The sequence below is a fragment of the Streptomyces sp. NPDC055189 genome, from assembly GCF_053606765.1.
In genome coordinates this window covers 19,727-35,275 of sequence record NZ_JBSGSG010000055.1, presented here as the reverse complement: position 1 = coordinate 35,275, position 15,549 = coordinate 19,727, and the positions used below count along the sequence as shown (strand labels likewise).

Annotated in this window: 13 protein-coding genes; 9 read left to right on the top strand and 4 right to left on the bottom strand. The window is 69.9% G+C overall.

Annotation, left to right across the window (positions count from 1 at the left end; translation table 11 throughout):
- Window positions 1-148 precede the first annotated feature (148 nt).
- Window positions 149-1,510 carry a glutamine synthetase family protein gene (locus tag ACWFR3_RS30630; protein ID WP_160504710.1) on the bottom strand — a complete coding sequence of 454 codons (1,362 nt, stop codon included), beginning with the start codon at window positions 1,508-1,510 and terminating at the stop codon, window positions 149-151.
- Between the two features lie 306 nt (window positions 1,511-1,816).
- On the opposite strand from ACWFR3_RS30630, the gene ACWFR3_RS30625 reads away from it, so the two are divergent.
- Together ACWFR3_RS30625 and ACWFR3_RS30620 are read left to right on the top strand one after the other, a co-directional pair.
- Entirely contained in the window at window positions 1,817-2,479 is a 663-nt protein-coding gene (locus tag ACWFR3_RS30625; protein WP_453737919.1) for a DUF3105 domain-containing protein, read from the top strand.
- Window positions 2,476-3,099, top strand: coding sequence for a DUF305 domain-containing protein (locus ACWFR3_RS30620; RefSeq protein ID WP_453737898.1), 624 nt, complete (start codon window positions 2,476-2,478; stop codon window positions 3,097-3,099). Before ACWFR3_RS30625 ends, ACWFR3_RS30620 begins: the two co-directional genes overlap by 4 nt.
- A 119-nt stretch (window positions 3,100-3,218) precedes the next feature.
- Here ACWFR3_RS30620 and ACWFR3_RS30615 read toward each other — a convergent pair whose 3' ends face one another.
- Entirely contained in the window at window positions 3,219-4,190 is a 972-nt protein-coding gene (locus tag ACWFR3_RS30615) for a hydroxyacid dehydrogenase (protein WP_453737897.1), read from the bottom strand.
- A 266-nt stretch (window positions 4,191-4,456) separates the two neighbouring features.
- On the opposite strand from ACWFR3_RS30615, the gene ACWFR3_RS30610 reads away from it, so the two are divergent.
- The 4 genes from ACWFR3_RS30610 (at window position 4,457) to ACWFR3_RS30595 (ending at window position 9,338) form a co-directional block, all read left to right on the top strand.
- A complete protein-coding gene (locus tag ACWFR3_RS30610) occupies window positions 4,457-5,452 on the top strand; it encodes an ABC transporter permease (RefSeq protein ID WP_453737896.1) in 996 nt (331 codons plus the stop codon).
- Window positions 5,453-5,553: 101 nt separating this feature from the next.
- On the top strand, window positions 5,554-6,417 hold the full coding sequence (locus ACWFR3_RS30605; protein ID WP_453737895.1) for a carbohydrate ABC transporter permease: 864 nt from the start codon (window positions 5,554-5,556) through the stop codon (window positions 6,415-6,417).
- A 77-nt stretch (window positions 6,418-6,494) separates the two neighbouring features.
- Window positions 6,495-8,132, top strand: coding sequence for an extracellular solute-binding protein (locus tag ACWFR3_RS30600; protein WP_453737894.1), 1,638 nt, complete (start codon window positions 6,495-6,497; stop codon window positions 8,130-8,132).
- A gap of 135 nt (window positions 8,133-8,267) precedes the next feature.
- On the top strand, window positions 8,268-9,338 hold the full coding sequence (locus ACWFR3_RS30595) for a LacI family DNA-binding transcriptional regulator (protein ID WP_453737893.1): 1,071 nt from the start codon (window positions 8,268-8,270) through the stop codon (window positions 9,336-9,338).
- A gap of 343 nt (window positions 9,339-9,681) precedes the next feature.
- Here ACWFR3_RS30595 and ACWFR3_RS30590 read toward each other — a convergent pair whose 3' ends face one another.
- Both ACWFR3_RS30590 and ACWFR3_RS30585 read right to left on the bottom strand, forming a co-directional pair.
- Entirely contained in the window at window positions 9,682-10,503 is an 822-nt protein-coding gene (locus ACWFR3_RS30590) for an alpha/beta fold hydrolase (RefSeq protein ID WP_453737892.1), read from the bottom strand.
- Window positions 10,500-11,285: a DUF998 domain-containing protein gene (locus tag ACWFR3_RS30585; protein WP_453737891.1), complete on the bottom strand. Its 786-nt coding sequence runs from the start codon at window positions 11,283-11,285 to the stop codon at window positions 10,500-10,502. Before ACWFR3_RS30585 ends, ACWFR3_RS30590 begins: the two co-directional genes overlap by 4 nt.
- Before the next feature lie 71 nt (window positions 11,286-11,356).
- Between ACWFR3_RS30585 and ACWFR3_RS30580 the strand changes: the two genes are divergently transcribed.
- The 3 genes from ACWFR3_RS30580 to ACWFR3_RS30570 all read left to right on the top strand — a co-directional run bounded on the left by ACWFR3_RS30580 (window position 11,357) and on the right by ACWFR3_RS30570 (window position 15,518).
- Window positions 11,357-11,812, top strand: a complete 456-nt coding sequence (locus ACWFR3_RS30580; protein WP_453737890.1) for a hypothetical protein — start codon at window positions 11,357-11,359, stop codon at window positions 11,810-11,812.
- A 135-nt stretch (window positions 11,813-11,947) separates the two neighbouring features.
- Window positions 11,948-13,645 (top strand): multicopper oxidase family protein, encoded by a 1,698-nt coding sequence (locus tag ACWFR3_RS30575; RefSeq protein WP_453737889.1) that lies wholly within the window; start codon window positions 11,948-11,950, stop codon window positions 13,643-13,645.
- Window positions 13,646-13,760: 115 nt separating this feature from the next.
- Window positions 13,761-15,518 (top strand): NAD+ synthase, encoded by a 1,758-nt coding sequence (locus tag ACWFR3_RS30570; protein ID WP_453737888.1) that lies wholly within the window; start codon window positions 13,761-13,763, stop codon window positions 15,516-15,518.
- Window positions 15,519-15,549: the final 31 nt, after the last annotated feature.

The window sequence follows — 15,549 nt, the reverse complement described above, 5'->3', positions numbered from 1 at the left end:
TGCCGGAGGTTGATCGGTTACCAGATGCGGACGTTGGCGCCCCGCCCCGGCGCCCACGGCCCTCACCCCCGCCTAACGCTTCGGGGCCACCGGTCCCAGACCGGCGGCCCCGAAGGCGTGATGCGGTGAGAACCGCTCCGACCCGCGCTTACAACACCGGCAGGTTCTTGCGAAGCTCGAAGGCCGTGACCTCCGACCTGTACTCCTCCCACTCCTGCTTCTTGTTGCGCAGGAAGAAGTCGTACACGTGCTCCCCCAGCGTCTCGGCCACGAGCTCGCTGCGTTCCATCAGCGCGATCGCCTCGCCCAGGTTCTGGGGAAGCGGCTCGATGCCCATCGCGCGGCGTTCCGCGTCGCTCAGGGCCCAGACGTCGTCGTCGGCGCCCGGCGGGAGTTCGTAGCCCTCCTCGATGCCCTTGAGGCCGGCGGCGAGCAGGACCGCGTACGTCAGGTACGGGTTCGCGCCCGAGTCGATCGAGCGGACCTCCACCCGGGCGGAGCCGGTCTTGCCGGGCTTGTACATGGGCACGCGGATGAGCGCGCTGCGGTTGTTGTGGCCCCAGCAGATGTACGAGGGTGCCTCGCCGCCCGCGCCTGCCGTGCGCTCCGAGCCGCCCCAGATGCGCTTGTAGGAGTTCACCCACTGGTTGGTGACCGCGGAGATCTCGGCGGCGTGCTTCAGGAGGCCCGCGATGAAGGAGCGGCCCACCTTGGAGAGCTGGTACTCGGAGCCGGACTCGTAGAAGGCGTTGCGGTCGCCCTCGAAGAGGGAGAGGTGCGTGTGCATGCCCGAGCCGGGGTGCTCGGAGAACGGCTTCGGCATGAAGGTCGCATTGACCCCCTGCTCAAGCGCGACCTGCTTCATGACCAGGCGGAACGTCATGATGTTGTCCGCGGTGGAGAGCGCGTCCGCGTAACGGAGGTCGATCTCCTGCTGGCCCGGCGCGCCCTCGTGGTGGCTGAACTCGACCGAGATGCCCATGGATTCGAGCATGGTGATCGCCTGGCGGCGGAAGTCCATGCCGACGTTCTGCGGGGTGTGGTCGAAGTAGCCGGAGTTGTCGGCGGGGGTGGGGCGCGAGCCGTCGAGCGGCTTGTCCTTCAGGAGGAAGAACTCGATCTCGGGGTGGGTGTAGAAGGTGAACCCGAGGTCGGAGGTCTTGGCCAGGGCACGCTTGAGGACATAGCGCGGGTCCGCGAAGGACGGGGAGCCGTCGGGCATCAGGATGTCGCAGAACATACGGGCGGTGCCGGGGGCCTCCGCGCGCCAGGGCAGTACCTGGAACGTCGACGGGTCCGGCTTGGCGATCATGTCCGACTCGTACACCCGGGCGAATCCCTCGATCGCCGAGCCGTCGAAGCCGATGCCCTCGTCGAAGGCCTGCTCGAGCTCAGCGGGAGCCACCGCGACCGATTTCAGGAAGCCGAGGACATCCGTGAACCACAGGCGTACGAACCGGATGTCGCGCTCCTCAAGAGTCCGGAGCACGAATTCCTGCTGCTTGTCCATCTTCCGATTCCACCCATCCTTGCTGGTCAGGCCGCCTGCGTCCACGCTGTGCCAACGTTCGGGGACACATCGGGGCACATGAGCATCCCACCACACGGTTTCGAGCGCGTTGCGGGCCATGTGCCGCCCTGTGCCCATAGTGCCTGCTGATCGGCGCGCCCGTAACAGCGGGCGGCTCCGACTACCCCTACAGCCCGCCGGGCTCGCCCATTACGATCAGCGAACCGCTCCACCTCGTTCCGCATGTTCCACATGTTCTGCCCCGCGCGTCCCGCCCTTTACGTCGTCACCGCCGAAGGACACACCATGGGTTCCGCCAAGAAGTCGAGCACCGCGTCCCGCAAGGCCCGAATAGAGGAGATGCGCAAGGCAGAGCGCGCACGCGACCGCCGGGGGCGGATCATCACGATCACCCTGAGCACCGTGGTGGTCGCCGCGCTCGCCGTGGGCGGTGTCATCCTCTTCCAGAAGGGCGACGACTCCGACACGGCCGGGGACGGGAACGCGGCGCCCACGTTCAAGACGACCGCGGACGGCGAGAAGGTCTGGGACGCCAAGAAGCTGGGCCGCACGCACGTCACCAAGGACGTCAGCTACTCGATGACCCCGCCGGTGGGCGGCGACCACGACCAGGTGTGGATGAACTGCAACGGCGACGTCTACAAGGACGAGCTCCCGGAGCGCAACGCCGTGCACTCCCTGGAGCACGGCGCGGTCTGGGTGACGTACAACGACAAGGCGAAGCCCGCGGACCTGAAGAAGCTGGAGCAGAAGGTGAAGCAGACGCCTTACTCGCTGATGAGTCCGGTCAAGGACCAGAAGGACCCGGTCATGCTGTCGGCCTGGGGTCACCAGCGCACGGTGACCGGCGCGGACGACCCGAAGGTCGGCTCCTTCTTCTCCACGTACGTGCAGGGCAAGCAGACCCCTGAGCCGGGCGCCGCCTGCACGGGTGGCAAGTCCCAGTGAGGCGGCACACCTGCTGGGCCGTGGGGGCCGTGGCCGCGGTGGTGGTGGCCGGCGGCGGGATCACGGTCGCGGTCGCCTCGTCGAACGGCTCGTCCGGCGCGTCCGTCCCGGCCACGGAGTCGGCCGACGCGGGCTTCGCCAGGGACATGGCCACGCATCACCAGCAGGCCGTGGAGATGTCGTACATCGTGCGCGACCGCACGAAGGACGAGGAGATCCGCCGCCTCGCGTACGACATCGCCCAGACCCAGGCGAACCAGCGGGGCATGCTGCTCGGCTGGCTCGACCTGTGGGAGCTGCCGAAGGTGCCCGCGAATGCGCCGATGGAGTGGATGGGCATGGGCGACATGCCGCCCGGCGAGGACGGCGCCCTGATGCCGGGGATGGCGACGAACACCGAGCTGAAGAAGCTCGGGAAGCTGGACGGGCGGGCCGCCGAGGTGCGCTATCTCCAGCTGATGATCAAGCACCACAAGGGCGGGGTCCATATGGCCGAGGGGTGTGTGGACCGGTGCGAGGTGGGGGCGGAGGTGCGGCTCGCGAAGGGGATGGTGGCTTCGCAGGAGTCGGAGATCGAGCTGATGACGGATCTGCTGAAGGCGCGGGGCGCGAAGCCGTAGTCGTAGTCGCGGGGCCTTGTGCGCACCGTTATCACCGGCTCCGCCGAGTTCGTCCTCAAACGCCGGACGGGCTTGATTCGTCATCCCGTCCGGCGTTCGAGGACATCCCCCGAAAAGCGTCAAGCCATCCGCGGCAGCTCCTCCCTGAGCAACCGCCCCCGCAACTCCTCCCCCCGCACGAACCGCTCGACCTCCCCCACCGCGTACTCCCCGAGCCGCCGCACCTCGCTCCCCTGCGCCCCCGCGACATGCGGGGTGACAAGGACGTTCGGCAGCACGAGGAGGGGATGCCCGGCAGGCAGCGGCTCGGGGTCCGTCACGTCCAGGAACGCGTCCAGGCGCCCCGCCCCGCATTCGCGGGCCAGCGCCCGGGTGTCGACCAGTGAGCCCCGCGCCGTGTTGATGACGGTGCCCCCGTCCGGGATCAGCTTCAGCATCTCCTCGCTCACCATGCCCTGCGTCTCGGGGAGTTGGGGCGCGTGGACGCTGACGATCGAGCTGCGCCGGCACAGTTCGGGCAGGTCGACCAGTTCCACGCCGAGCCCTGCCGCCTCCTCCCGGCTGACGTAGGGGTCGGTGAGCAGCACGCGCCAGCCGGCGTCGGACGCGCGCAGCGCCGCGATGACCCCGCGGCCGATGCGGGAGGCCCCGATGATGCCGACGATGCGGGCGTCGGCGCCCGTCCGTTCGGTGAAGGGCGGCCACCCGGAGGAGTAACCCGCCGCTGTCGGGAGCGCACCCTTCGCCGCGAAGGTGATCGCGGCGAGCGTATAGGCAACGACGGGCCCGGCGTTCGCGTCGGCCGCCGAGGAGACCACCACGCCCCGGTCCCACAGCGCGTCCGTCACCACGGGTTTCACCGATCCTGCGGCATGCACGAGGACCCGCAGACGGGGAGCGTGGGCGAGGACATCGGCCGTGAGCGGCGGGCAGTTCCAGCCGGTGACCAGGATCTCCGCCTCGGCGAGGACGGCGCGGGCGTCGGCATCGGTGAGGGAACCGCTGAGCAGCCCGGGCGCCAACTCCACGCTGCGGGCCAGGCGTTCGCGGATGTCGGGGGCGAACACCCGGTCCGCCACGTCAGCGCTCATGGCGAGTGCCGTGATCGGTGCGCCGACCGCCGGACTGGCCGTCGGACCGATCGCCGGACTGGCCGCCGGACTGATCGGTGGAGCCTTCAACTCTGCCTGGTCTGCCACGCGTGACCATCCCTCGTAGTAACCGGTTACCCAACAGCGCCTGGAGGCTAGGCCGAAGTCGGGACGCCGGTCAAGAGATCGCGGGGTCAGGGGGGTTGACCGGCGGTAGTAACCGCTTTAGATTCCGGTCACCTTGTTCCGACGACGGAGGGGCTGCCGTGTCAGCGGTGACGAAGGACCGGACGGAAACCGAGGCGGTGAAGCCGCCCGGCAAGCGCATTAATCGCCCAAATGGCAACGAACTCAAGCGTGATGAGCGCTGGAAACGGTTTCGCTCCTCGCGAGTCCTGTTGCTGCTCATGGTGCCGGGGGTCGCGTACTTCCTGGTGTTCCACTACGGCGCGTTCATCGGGAACGCCGTCGCCTTCAAGGAGTACGTCCCCTTCGACGGCCTCTGGGCCAGTCCCTGGGTCGGCTTCGAGAACTTCGACCGGATGTTCGGCGACCCGGACTTCTGGCACGCGACCTGGAACACGCTCTTCCTCGCGGTGCTCCAGCTCGTCTTCTTCTTCCCGGTTCCGCTGGGCCTGGCCCTACTCCTGCACAGCCTGACGTCGGACCTGACGCGGCGCTTCGTGCAGTCGGTGGTCTACCTCCCGCACTTCCTGTCGTGGGTCATCGTCGTCGCCCTGTTCCAGCAGGTGCTCGCCGACACCGGCCTGCTCAACTCCGTTCTGGGGCAGGCGGGTCTGCACTCCGTCGACATCATCGGCAACCCGGACGCGTACCCCGCGCTCGTCGTCGCGCAGGTCGTCTGGAAGGACGCCGGCTGGGGCACGATCATCTTCCTCGCCGCGCTGATGCAGGTGGACGAGCAGCAGTACGAGGCCGCCGCCATCGACGGGGCGGGCCCCTGGCGCCGCTTCTGGCACGTGACGCTGCCGTCCATCCGGCCGGTCGTCATCCTGCTGCTGATCATGCGGCTCGGCGACATCCTCTCCGTCGGCTTCGAACAGATGCTGCTGCAACGCCAGTCGGTGGGGCCCGAGGCCGGTGAGGTGCTCGACACCTTCGTCTTCTGGCAGGGCATCGTCGGCGGCGACACCGGATACGCCGCGGCGGCGGGCCTGTTCAAGGGCGTGGTCGGCGCGATTCTCGTCTTCGCGGCCAACAAGGTCGCCCATCGCCTCGGCGAGCAGGGGGTCTACAAGTGAGTACGAGCACGAAAACCGCCGCGATACGCCCCGGGCGAGCGGCACGCCCCGTGCGACCTGCACGCCCCACCCGCACCGCACGCCCCCCACGCCCCTCCTGGATGGAGAAGCCGAAGCCGGTCACCCAGGTGGCCAAGGCCCTGGCGATCGTCACCATCCTGATCATGGTCTTCGTGCCGTTCCTCGTCATCATCTCGACGTCGTTCGCCTCGAACCGCGAGGTCATCGCCAACGGCGGCTGGGTCCTGTGGCCCACGCACCCGACCCTGCGCGCCTACGAGCAGGTCTTCGAGGGCGGCATCGTCACCAAGGCCCTCGGGGTCAGCGCCGCCGTCACGATCATCGGCACCCTCGCCTCGCTCGCGTGCACCACGTTCCTCGCGTACGCGCTGAGCCGTCCCAAGGTGTACGGCGGAAAGCCGATCCTCCTCGTCGTCCTGTTCACGTTCCTCTTCCCGCCCGGCATGATCCCCGCGTTCCTGCTCGTCAAGGGCATGGGAATGCTGGAGAGCTACAGCGCCCTGATCGTCCCCGTCCTCATCAACGTCTTCAATCTGGTCGTCCTGCGCGGCTTCTTCCAGGGCGTTCCCGAGGAGCTCTACGAGGCCGCGCGGCTCGACGGCGCGAACGACTGGCAGATCCTGTGGCGGGTCGTCCTTCCGCTCTCCAAGGCGGCCCTCGCGGTGGTCGGCCTCTTCTACGCGGTGAGCTACTGGAACGCCTGGTTCCATGCCTCGATCTATCTGGAGTCCGATCACTGGCCGCTCCAGCAGGTCCTGCGCACGTACGTCATGGGCGGCTCGCAGATCGCGGACACCGGACTCAGCGACGCCGCGAACGTCTCGGCGCCGCAGACGATGCAGATGGCGGTCCTGGTGATCGCGACCGTGCCGATCCTGATCGTCTACCCCTTCCTCCAGAAGTACTTCACCAAGGGCGTGCTCACGGGCGCCATCAAGAGCTGAGCCACCCCTCTCCAGACTCCGTATGTCCAAGCATGTCCGAGCATGTCCGAAAGGTTGACACTGTGTCCGGTTCCTCGATGTCGCGCCGTACGCTGCTGCGCTCCATCGCCGTCGGCGGGGCCGCGGTCGCGGCCCCCTCCCTGCTCACCGCCTGCTCCACCGGCTCCGGCGGCGGCGGTTCGGTCAGCAACGCCAACAAGAAGGCGGCGCCCTGGCCGACGTACACCCCCGCCAACGGCCCGAAGCCGGACCTCGCGCCCACCACCGAGGGCGTGCAGCCCGGCTTCACCAAGTACCCGGAGAAGCTGGTCGCCGCGACCGCCGAGAAGCCGGGCAACGGCAAGCAGAAGATCAAGGTCATGACCATCACCTACGGCACCCCGCCGAAGCCGGTCGGATCGAACAAGTTCTGGCAGGCGATGAACGAGGCCCTCGGTGTCGAGGTCGAGTTCTCGGTCGTCCCGGACGCGGACTTCCGCTCCAAGATGTCCACGCTGATGTCCGGCGACGACCTGCCCGACATGATCAACTTCGGTGGCGGCTACGTCCTGCCGCGCGAGTCGCAGTTCGTGAAGTCACGCTGCGAGGACCTCTCGGACCACCTCTCCGGGGACGCGGTCAAGGACTACCCGAACCTCGCCAACATCCCCACGTACGCGTGGGAGGGCATGGGCCGCGTCTCCGGCGGCATCTACGGGCTTCCGATCGAGCGCGCCAAGGTGCAGGGCGCGATATTCATCAACCGCGAGGCCTTCGACAAGGCGGGCTACAAGCCGGGTATGGCGGCGGCCGACTTCCAGTCGATGGCACGCGAGGCCTCGCGGAACAAGAAGTACGCGCTCGGCGGCTCGTCCGTCGGCTTCTTCGGCTACCTCTACCACGCGATGTGGCACGGCGCGCCGAACCAGTGGCAGATCAAGAACGGCAAGGTCACCGACATGTACGGGACCGACGAGTTCAAGGCCGCCCTGGAGTACATGTCCAAGATGCGCAAGGACGGCTCGTACAACTCCGACGCCACCTCGATCTCCCAGGTCGACCTGAAGACGCAGTTCTACAACGGCACGGTCCGCTCGATGAACGACGGCTGGGGCGCGGTCATCTCCAACGCGCAGGGCATCAAGGACGAGTTCACGCTGGACGCCGCCGTGCCGTACGTGGTCGACGGCGCGACGCCCGTCTACCAGCAGAACCGCGGCTGTTTCGGCTACACCGTCATCAAGAAGGCGTCCAAGGACCGCGTCAAGCTGATGCTGCGGGTCCTGGACTGGCTGGCATCGCCGTTCGGCTCCAAGGAGTACGAGCTGATGCACTCGGGCGTCGAGGGCACGCACTTCGAGTACGACAAGAGCGGCGACCCGATCCCCACCTCGCTCGGCCTGGTGGAGAACAAGACGAACCTCCCCTTCGCCTACCTCATGGACGCGCCGCAGCCGCTGTACTTCCCCGGCTTCGCCGACCTCACCGAGCGGCTGCACACGTGGGAGAAGGCGGTCGTGCCGAACCTCGTGCGCGACGACCACTGGGGCCTGATGTCGGACACGTACAACCGGCAGGGCGCGTCAATGCAGCAGGTCGTCGAGGACGGTGTCACGGCGATCGTCTCGGGCCGCAAGAAGCTGTCCGACTGGGACGCCGTCTACAAGAAGTGGCAGACGCAGGGCGGCGAGAAGTCCCGCGAGGAGTTCGCGAAGGAGTACGAGGCGGCGCACTGATCCCCGGCGGGCGCCGGATGCGCGCGGGCGCGGGATGATGGGTCCGGGGCAGGCTGCGGACAGGCTGCCGTGGGGGCAACCCCGCCCCGGATTCGGTTACTTGTACCTGAGGACTCGAGGACTTGAGGAGACACAGTGGGTGAGCGGGTCACCATCCGCGATGTGGCGGCGCGGGCGGGCGTCTCGGTCGCGACCGTCTCGCGGGTCCTCGCGGGCAACTACCCGACGTCCACGGCGTCGCGCGCGAAGGTGCTGCGGGCCGTCAAGGACCTCGACTACGTCGCCAACGCGCACGCGCGCGCGTTGGCGGGCGCGGGCCGCAAGACGATCGCGGTGCTCATGTTCGACGTGGTGAGCTCCTTCTACGCGCAGGTGGCGCAGGGCGTGGAGATGGAGGCCGCCCAGCGGGGCCGGCTCACACTGATCTCGTCGACGAACAGCGATCCGACCCGTGAGCTGGCCCTGGTCCAGATGATGCGTGAGCAGGCCGCGGAGGCGGTGGTGCTCGTGGGCGGGGTCATCGAGGACGACGAGTACCGCGAGCGGATGGCGCGGTACGCGGAGGCGCTCGCTGCGGCGGGCTCCCGGCTCGTCCTGTGCGGGCGGCCCGCGCCCGCGCCGGACGTTCCCGCGCTGGTCGTCGAGTACGACAACGAGGCGGGCGCGTACGCGATCACGAGCCACCTGCTGGGGGCGGGCCACCGCAAGATAGCCCTGATCGGCTACCAGCCCGGCCACACCACGGGCGACGCCCGTGTCGCCGGGTACCTGCGTGCCCTTTCCGACCACGGGGTGCCGCGCGAGGAGGCGATCCTGCACGGCATCGGCTTCGGGCAGAACCACGGTTACGAGGCGATCATGGACCTCTTGAAGAAGGCGGAAGGCCGACCCGACTTCACCGCGGTCTTCGCGGGCGACGACAGGGTGGCGGCGGCCACGGTGATCGCGCTGCGGGAGCACGGGCTCCGGGTGCCGGAGGACATCTCGGTGGTCGGCTACAACGACGACCCGGTCGCCGCGGACATCACTCCCGGCCTCACGACCGTGCACATCCCCGCGGAGGAGATGGGCCGCACAGCGGTCCGCCTTGCTCTGGCGGGGGCGCCTCGATCGGGCCAGGAGAGGCATCTCCTGGGAACGCACATCGTGATCCGGGAGAGCGTACGGGGGCTCCGGGGGAGCCGGGGGGACGGGGCTTCTTCTTGACGCGGGTCTCGGATCCGCTGGCCCGGAGGAACGCTGCATCTCCTGAACCGCCGCTTCGCGGCGGGTGTCTCCCGCCCACCCACCCGATTGCCCCGCATCGGGCAGTGCCGACGCAGCTGATCCGCTTGCGGTAGGGGGCGCGGCGCGCACAGGGCCGGGTGATCGGGCGGGTGGGCGGCGGGCCGAAGACCACCGGCAGCCGGTGACACGCTCGGACACGGGGTGATCGGGCGGGTGGGCGGCGGGCCGAAGACCACCGGCAGCCGGTGACGCGTTCGGACGCGGGGTGATCGGGCGGGTGGGTGGGAGACGTCCGGCGCGGAGCGGCGGGCTTGGGGTTGCTTCAGTGTGGGGTGGCCAGGATCGCCTCCGCCAGGGCCCGCGGCGCGTCCCGCATCAGGAGGTGCCCCGAGGGTGCCGCCACGCGGAAGGCCGCTTCGAGTGACGCGGCGAGGTTCCGCTGCCGGGTGAGCCAGGACGTCTCGCCCCGCGAGTACGCCGCGGCCACTACCGTCACCGGGAGGTGCTTCCGGAGGGGGAACTCCCGGCGGAGGGCGATGAGTTCGGCGGCCACGTCGCCGTACGTCACGTACTCAAGGAGCGAGCCCCGCAGCACACGGCTCGCCCCGTAGACCCGCCGTACCGCAGCCGCCCGCGCCGAGTCCCCCCGTACCGCCGCCCTCCGCAGGACGGGCCCCGCAGCCCGCGGCAGCCCCACCCCGCCAAGGACCGCCCCGCACACCCGCGCCGCCCCCACCCGCACCCCGCGCGGAACCCGCACCCGCGGCTGCTCCTCGACGCTGGAGTCGGCAAGGACCAGGCCCGACGTACGCTCCGGAAAGAGGCGGGCGAACGCCTCGCAGTGGAAGCCGGCGAGCGAGTGTCCGACCACGGTGGCCGGTCCTGGGAGGCCCACCGCGTCGAGGATCTGCCCGATCCGCTCGGCCTCGCCCGCGAGCGTGGGCGGCACGCGCGCGTGCCCGCTCAGTCCCGCCCCCGGCCGGTCGAAGCGGACCACCGTCCGCCACGGGGCAAGCAGCTCCACCACCGCGTCCCAGTCGAACCACGCGAGCCCGAGCCCCGCGCTCAGCACACACACCGGCCCGCTCCCCGTCACCTCCACGTGGTGCGGTACTCCCCCGGCCCCGAACCGTACGAAGGTCATCGGCGCCGTACCACCGCACTCGCCAGCAGCCCCAGCCAGGCCGCGATCAGCAGCACCTGGAACCGCTGCCCCAGCCCCAGCGCCCACGTGCCGTACCCCGCGTCGAACGCGCCGATGGCAGCCAGGGTCCAGATGGTGGCGGCCAGTTCGAGGAGTACGAGGAGGCGGCCGGGGGCGCCCGCGAGGGAGGGCAGGACGGCGTGTCTCCGTGCCGCCAGCGTCAGCGCCGCCATCGCCACCAGCGCCCCCGTCACCGCGACACTGCTGCTCACCACGTGCGCCGCGTGCGACAGGGGCACGAGCCCCGCCCGCTCCCTGGCCTCGCAGAGCGCGTCGGCGGTCGGCGCGCAGCTCATCGGCAGCCGGGAGTCGACCGCGGTGGCCGCCCCGTACAGCGCGAGCGCCGCCCACCCCACGACCGTCACCCTCCGGCGCGGCAGCCACAGCAGCGCACCCGCCGCGCCCGCGAGGATGAGCAGCCCGGCGGTCAGGTCGGTGCTGCGGAACAGCGTGCCGTACGGCTGGTCGAGGGCGGCGAGTTCACTGACGTACGAACTCACCGGCGAGAGCGCCGTCCCGATGAAGGCTTCGAGAAGCCACGCGCTGTAGGCGACAGCGCCGAGCGCGAGCAGGAGCGCGACGGCACCGAGGGGGCGGGCTCCGGTCCGGCTCGCGACGGATCCGACACTCGCGGCAGACCCGACACTCGCGACGGACCCGGCACTCGCGACACCGCCCTCCAAGACTGATGCCGTATGTACCGTTTTATCCATGTTCGCCATGGAGTCATGATCAGTGGAGCACCAGGGGCCCGCACGTCACCGAATACCCGCCAGGGGTAAGGTTCCGTCCAATGGTGGCCACGAAGAGATCAGCGAACGGCAGGCAGCTCCTGCTGCTCGCCGTCCTGCTCTTCGGCATCGTGACGATGCATACGCTGGGCCACCCGACGGGGCACTCCGCGAGCCACCCGACGAGCCGGTCGACGGGCCACTCGGCCGGTCACGCAAGCCAACAGGCCGCCGGTCAGCACGAGATGAGTGCGGCCGACCCGGCACCGGGCACGGCGGCGCCCCCGGACGAGAGCGTCGGCAGCGGAGCCGACGGCACGGGCGGGATGGACCCGCTGTCCGTGTGCCTGGCCGTCCTTGCCGCGCTCACCCTCGTACTGCTCCTGAAAGCGGGCCTGCTGCGGCCCGGCGGGTTCGCCGCCGTCGCGCGTCCGCTCGCCCGGCTGCTCGACGGTCTGCGGCCCAACCCGCCGCCGCCCCGCATACTCCTGTCCCGCCTCTCCGTGCTGCGCATTTAGGCCGACGCACCGGCTGTTTCGTGCTGCCCGCGTACCGGTGTGGTCCCTTTTGGGAACCTCCGGGCGTCGAGCGGTGTATCAGAAGCAGCAGATGCGCCCATCTGCACGCACCACCACGACGAGGTGTACTCAGCCATGCGCAATCAACCCCCGCGCACCCCTTCGCGCCGCGCCCCCTCGCGCCGCGCTCTGCTCGGCGCGGCGACCGCCGTCGCCGGTTCGGGAATCCTGACGGCCTGTTCCGGCTCCGGCCAGGGCTCCGGTCACGCCGGTCACAGCGGCGACTCCGGACCCAAGGGCCGCCCCGAGGGTTACGTCGACCCGGCCGGCAAGGAAGTCGCCGCCGCGGAGAAGAAGCGACCCGGCGGCGGCCCGGTCCGCGAGGTGAAGCTCACGGCCACGACGACCGAGCTCGACCTCGGCGGCCGTTCGGTCAGGTCCTGGGCGTACGGCGACCAGCTGCCCGGCAGGGAAGTCCGCGTCACCGCGGGCGACACCCTCGCCCTCACGCTGGCCAACCACCTCCCTCAGGCCACGTCCCTGCACTGGCACGGCCTGGCCCTGCGCAACGACATGGACGGCGTCCCCGGCCTCACCCAGAAGGCGATCAGGCCCGGCGCCGACTTCACCTACCGCTTCGCGGTGCCGCACCCGGGGACGTACTGGTTCCATCCCCACTCGGGCACACAGCAGGACCGCGGTCTGTACGCACCACTGATCGTCGAGGACCCCAAGGAGCCCCTGAAGTACGACAAGGAGTGGGTCGTCGTCCTGGACGACTGGGTCGACGGGGTGGACGGCTCGACGCCGGACGGCGTGCTCGCGGAGCTCAGCAAGGGCATGAGCGGCCACGACACGGGCGACGGCGACGAGGGAGGCGGCACGGGCGGCATGGACCACGGCGGTCACGACATGTCGAACATGGCGAACACGTCGAGCACGACGAACGCGGCACCGCGGACCGGCGCGACACCCGAGCCCGGGGCCAAGCCTTCCGGCCCCTCCCGCATGATGATGGGCGCCAGGAGCGACCTCCTCGGCGGTGACGCGGGTGACGTGGCATACCCGTACTACTTGGTCAACGGCCGCACACCGGACGCCCCTTCCTCCTTCAAGGCCCGCCCCGGCGACCGCATCCGCCTGCGCATCATCAACGCCGGCGGCGACACGGCCTTCCGGGTGGCGCTCGGCGGCCACGAGATGACGGTGACGCACACGGACGGCTTCCCGGTGGAGCACGCGAAGACGGACGCGCTGCTGCTCGGCATGGGCGAGCGCTATGACGTCCTGGTCACCGCCGGGGACGGCGTGTTCCCGCTGACCGCGGCGGCCGAGGGCAAGAAGGCGGCGGCGCTCGCGGTCCTGCGCACGGGCGGCGGCGCGGCGCCTTCACCCTCCACTCGCCCCAAGGAGCTCAAGGGCCGCCTCCTGACGGCGGACAAGCTGCGGGCGGCGCGGTCGGTCGCCCTCCCGTCCCGCAAGCCGGACCGGACGATCAGGATCCAACTGACCGGCGGAATGGCGAAGTACGACTGGGCCTTCGACAAGAAGCCCTACTCCCCCGACCGGCGCCACCCGGTCCGTGCGGGTGAGCGCGTCCGGCTGGTCTTCGCCAACTCGACGTCGATGTGGCATCCGGTCCATCTGCACGGCCACACGTTCGGCCTGGCGAACGTGGCGGGCGGACCCCGCAAGGACACCGCGGTCATCCTGCCGAACGGCACCCTGACGGTGGACTTCGACGCCGACAACCCGGGCCTGTGGATGATCCACTGCCACAACGTGTACCACTCGGAGGCAGGAATGATGACGGTCCTCGGCTACCGCACCTGACCCGGCGGCGAGTCCGGGGGGCGCCCCGCGTGGTCCCCGCGCGGGCGCCCCGCGTGGGGCGCCCCACACTCGCTCCGCAGGACATCGCGTCGCTCTGACGATTAGACTGGACCCCGTGCCTCAACTACGCCTCGCCCTGAATCAGATCGACTCGACGGTCGGCGATCTCGCCGGGAACGTGGAGGCGATCGTCCGCTGGACCCGGCACTCCGCCGAGCAGGGAGCGCACCTCGTCGCGTTCCCCGAAATGGCGCTGACCGGCTACCCCGTCGAGGACCTCGCCCTGCGGGCGTCCTTCGTCGATGCCTCGCGGGCGGCGCTGCGCACGCTCGCCGCACGGCTGAACGACGAGGGGTACGGCGAGCTGCCGGTCGTCGTCGGCTATCTCGACCGCACCGAGGAGGCCAAGCCGAAGTACGGCCAGCCCGCGGGCGCGCCGCGTGACGCCGCCGCCGTGCTGCACCGGGGCGAGGCAGTCCTGACGTACTCCAAGCACCACCTTCCGAACTACGGCGTCTTCGACGAGTTCCGCTACTTCGTGCCGGGCGAGACCCTGCCGGTCGTGCGCGTGCACGGCGTCGACGTCGCGCTCGCCATCTGCGAGGACCTCTGGCAGGACGGCGGCCGGGTACCGGCGACGCGCACCGCGGGGGCGGGTCTCCTGCTCTCCATCAACGCGTCGCCGTACGAGCGGAACAAGGACGACCAGCGCCTTGAGCTGGTGCGCAAGCGCGCGCAGGAAGCCGGCTGCACCACCGCATACCTCGCCATGATCGGCGGCCAGGACGACATCGTCTTCGACGGTGACTCGGTCGTCGTGGACCGCAACGGCGAAGTCATCGCGCGTGCGCCGCAGTTCTCGGAGGGCTGTGTGGTCCTCGATCTGGAACTGCCCGCCGCCGCTCCCGAGCCGCCGTCGGGCATCGTGGACGACGGGCTGCGCATCGAGCACGTCACGCTCTCGCAGGAGCCCCTCGCCGCCTACCGGCCGGAACTCGCCGGCGGGTACGCGGAGCGGCTCGACGACGACGAAGAGGTGTACTCGGCGCTGGTCGTCGGGCTGCGGGCGTACGCCGCGAAGAACGGATTCAGCAGCGTTCTGATCGGCCTCTCCGGAGGCATCGACTCCGCGCTCACCGCCGCGATCGCCTGCGACGCGCTCGGCGCCAAGAACGTGTACGGCGTCGCCATGCCGTCCCGCTACTCCTCGGACCACTCCATCAGTGACGCCCAGGACCTCGCCCGTCGTACGGGGCTGAACTTCCGTACCGTGCCGATCGCGCCGATGTTCGACGCGTACATGGGGTCCCTGGGTCTGACCGGGCTCGCCGAGGAGAACCTCCAGTCGCGGCTGCGCGGCACGATGCTGATGGCCCTCTCCAACCAGGAGGGCCACATCGTCCTGGCGCCGGGCAACAAGTCCGAGCTCGCGGTGGGGTATTCGACGCTCTACGGCGACTCGGTCGGGGCGTACGGGCCGATCAAGGACGTCTACAAGTCCGTGATCTTCCGGCTCGCCGAGTGGCGCAACCGCGCGGCGCTCGACCGCGGACAGACGCCGCCGATCCCGGAGAACTCCATCAGCAAGCCGCCGAGCGCGGAACTGCGGCCCGACCAGGTGGACACGGACTCGCTGCCGGACTATCCCGTGCTCGACGCCATCCTGGAGATGTACGTCGACCGCGACCAGGGCGCGGACGCGATCGTCGCCGCCGGGTACGACCGGGAGCTGGTCGTCAAGACGCTGCGGATGGTGGACACCGCCGAGTACAAGCGGCGGCAGTACCCGCCGGGCACGAAGATCTCCGCGAAGGGCTTCGGCAAGGACCGGCGGCTGCCGATCACCAATCGGTGGCGGGAGAAGTCCGACTGACGGTAACGGGTGGGTGGGCGGGAAAGATCCG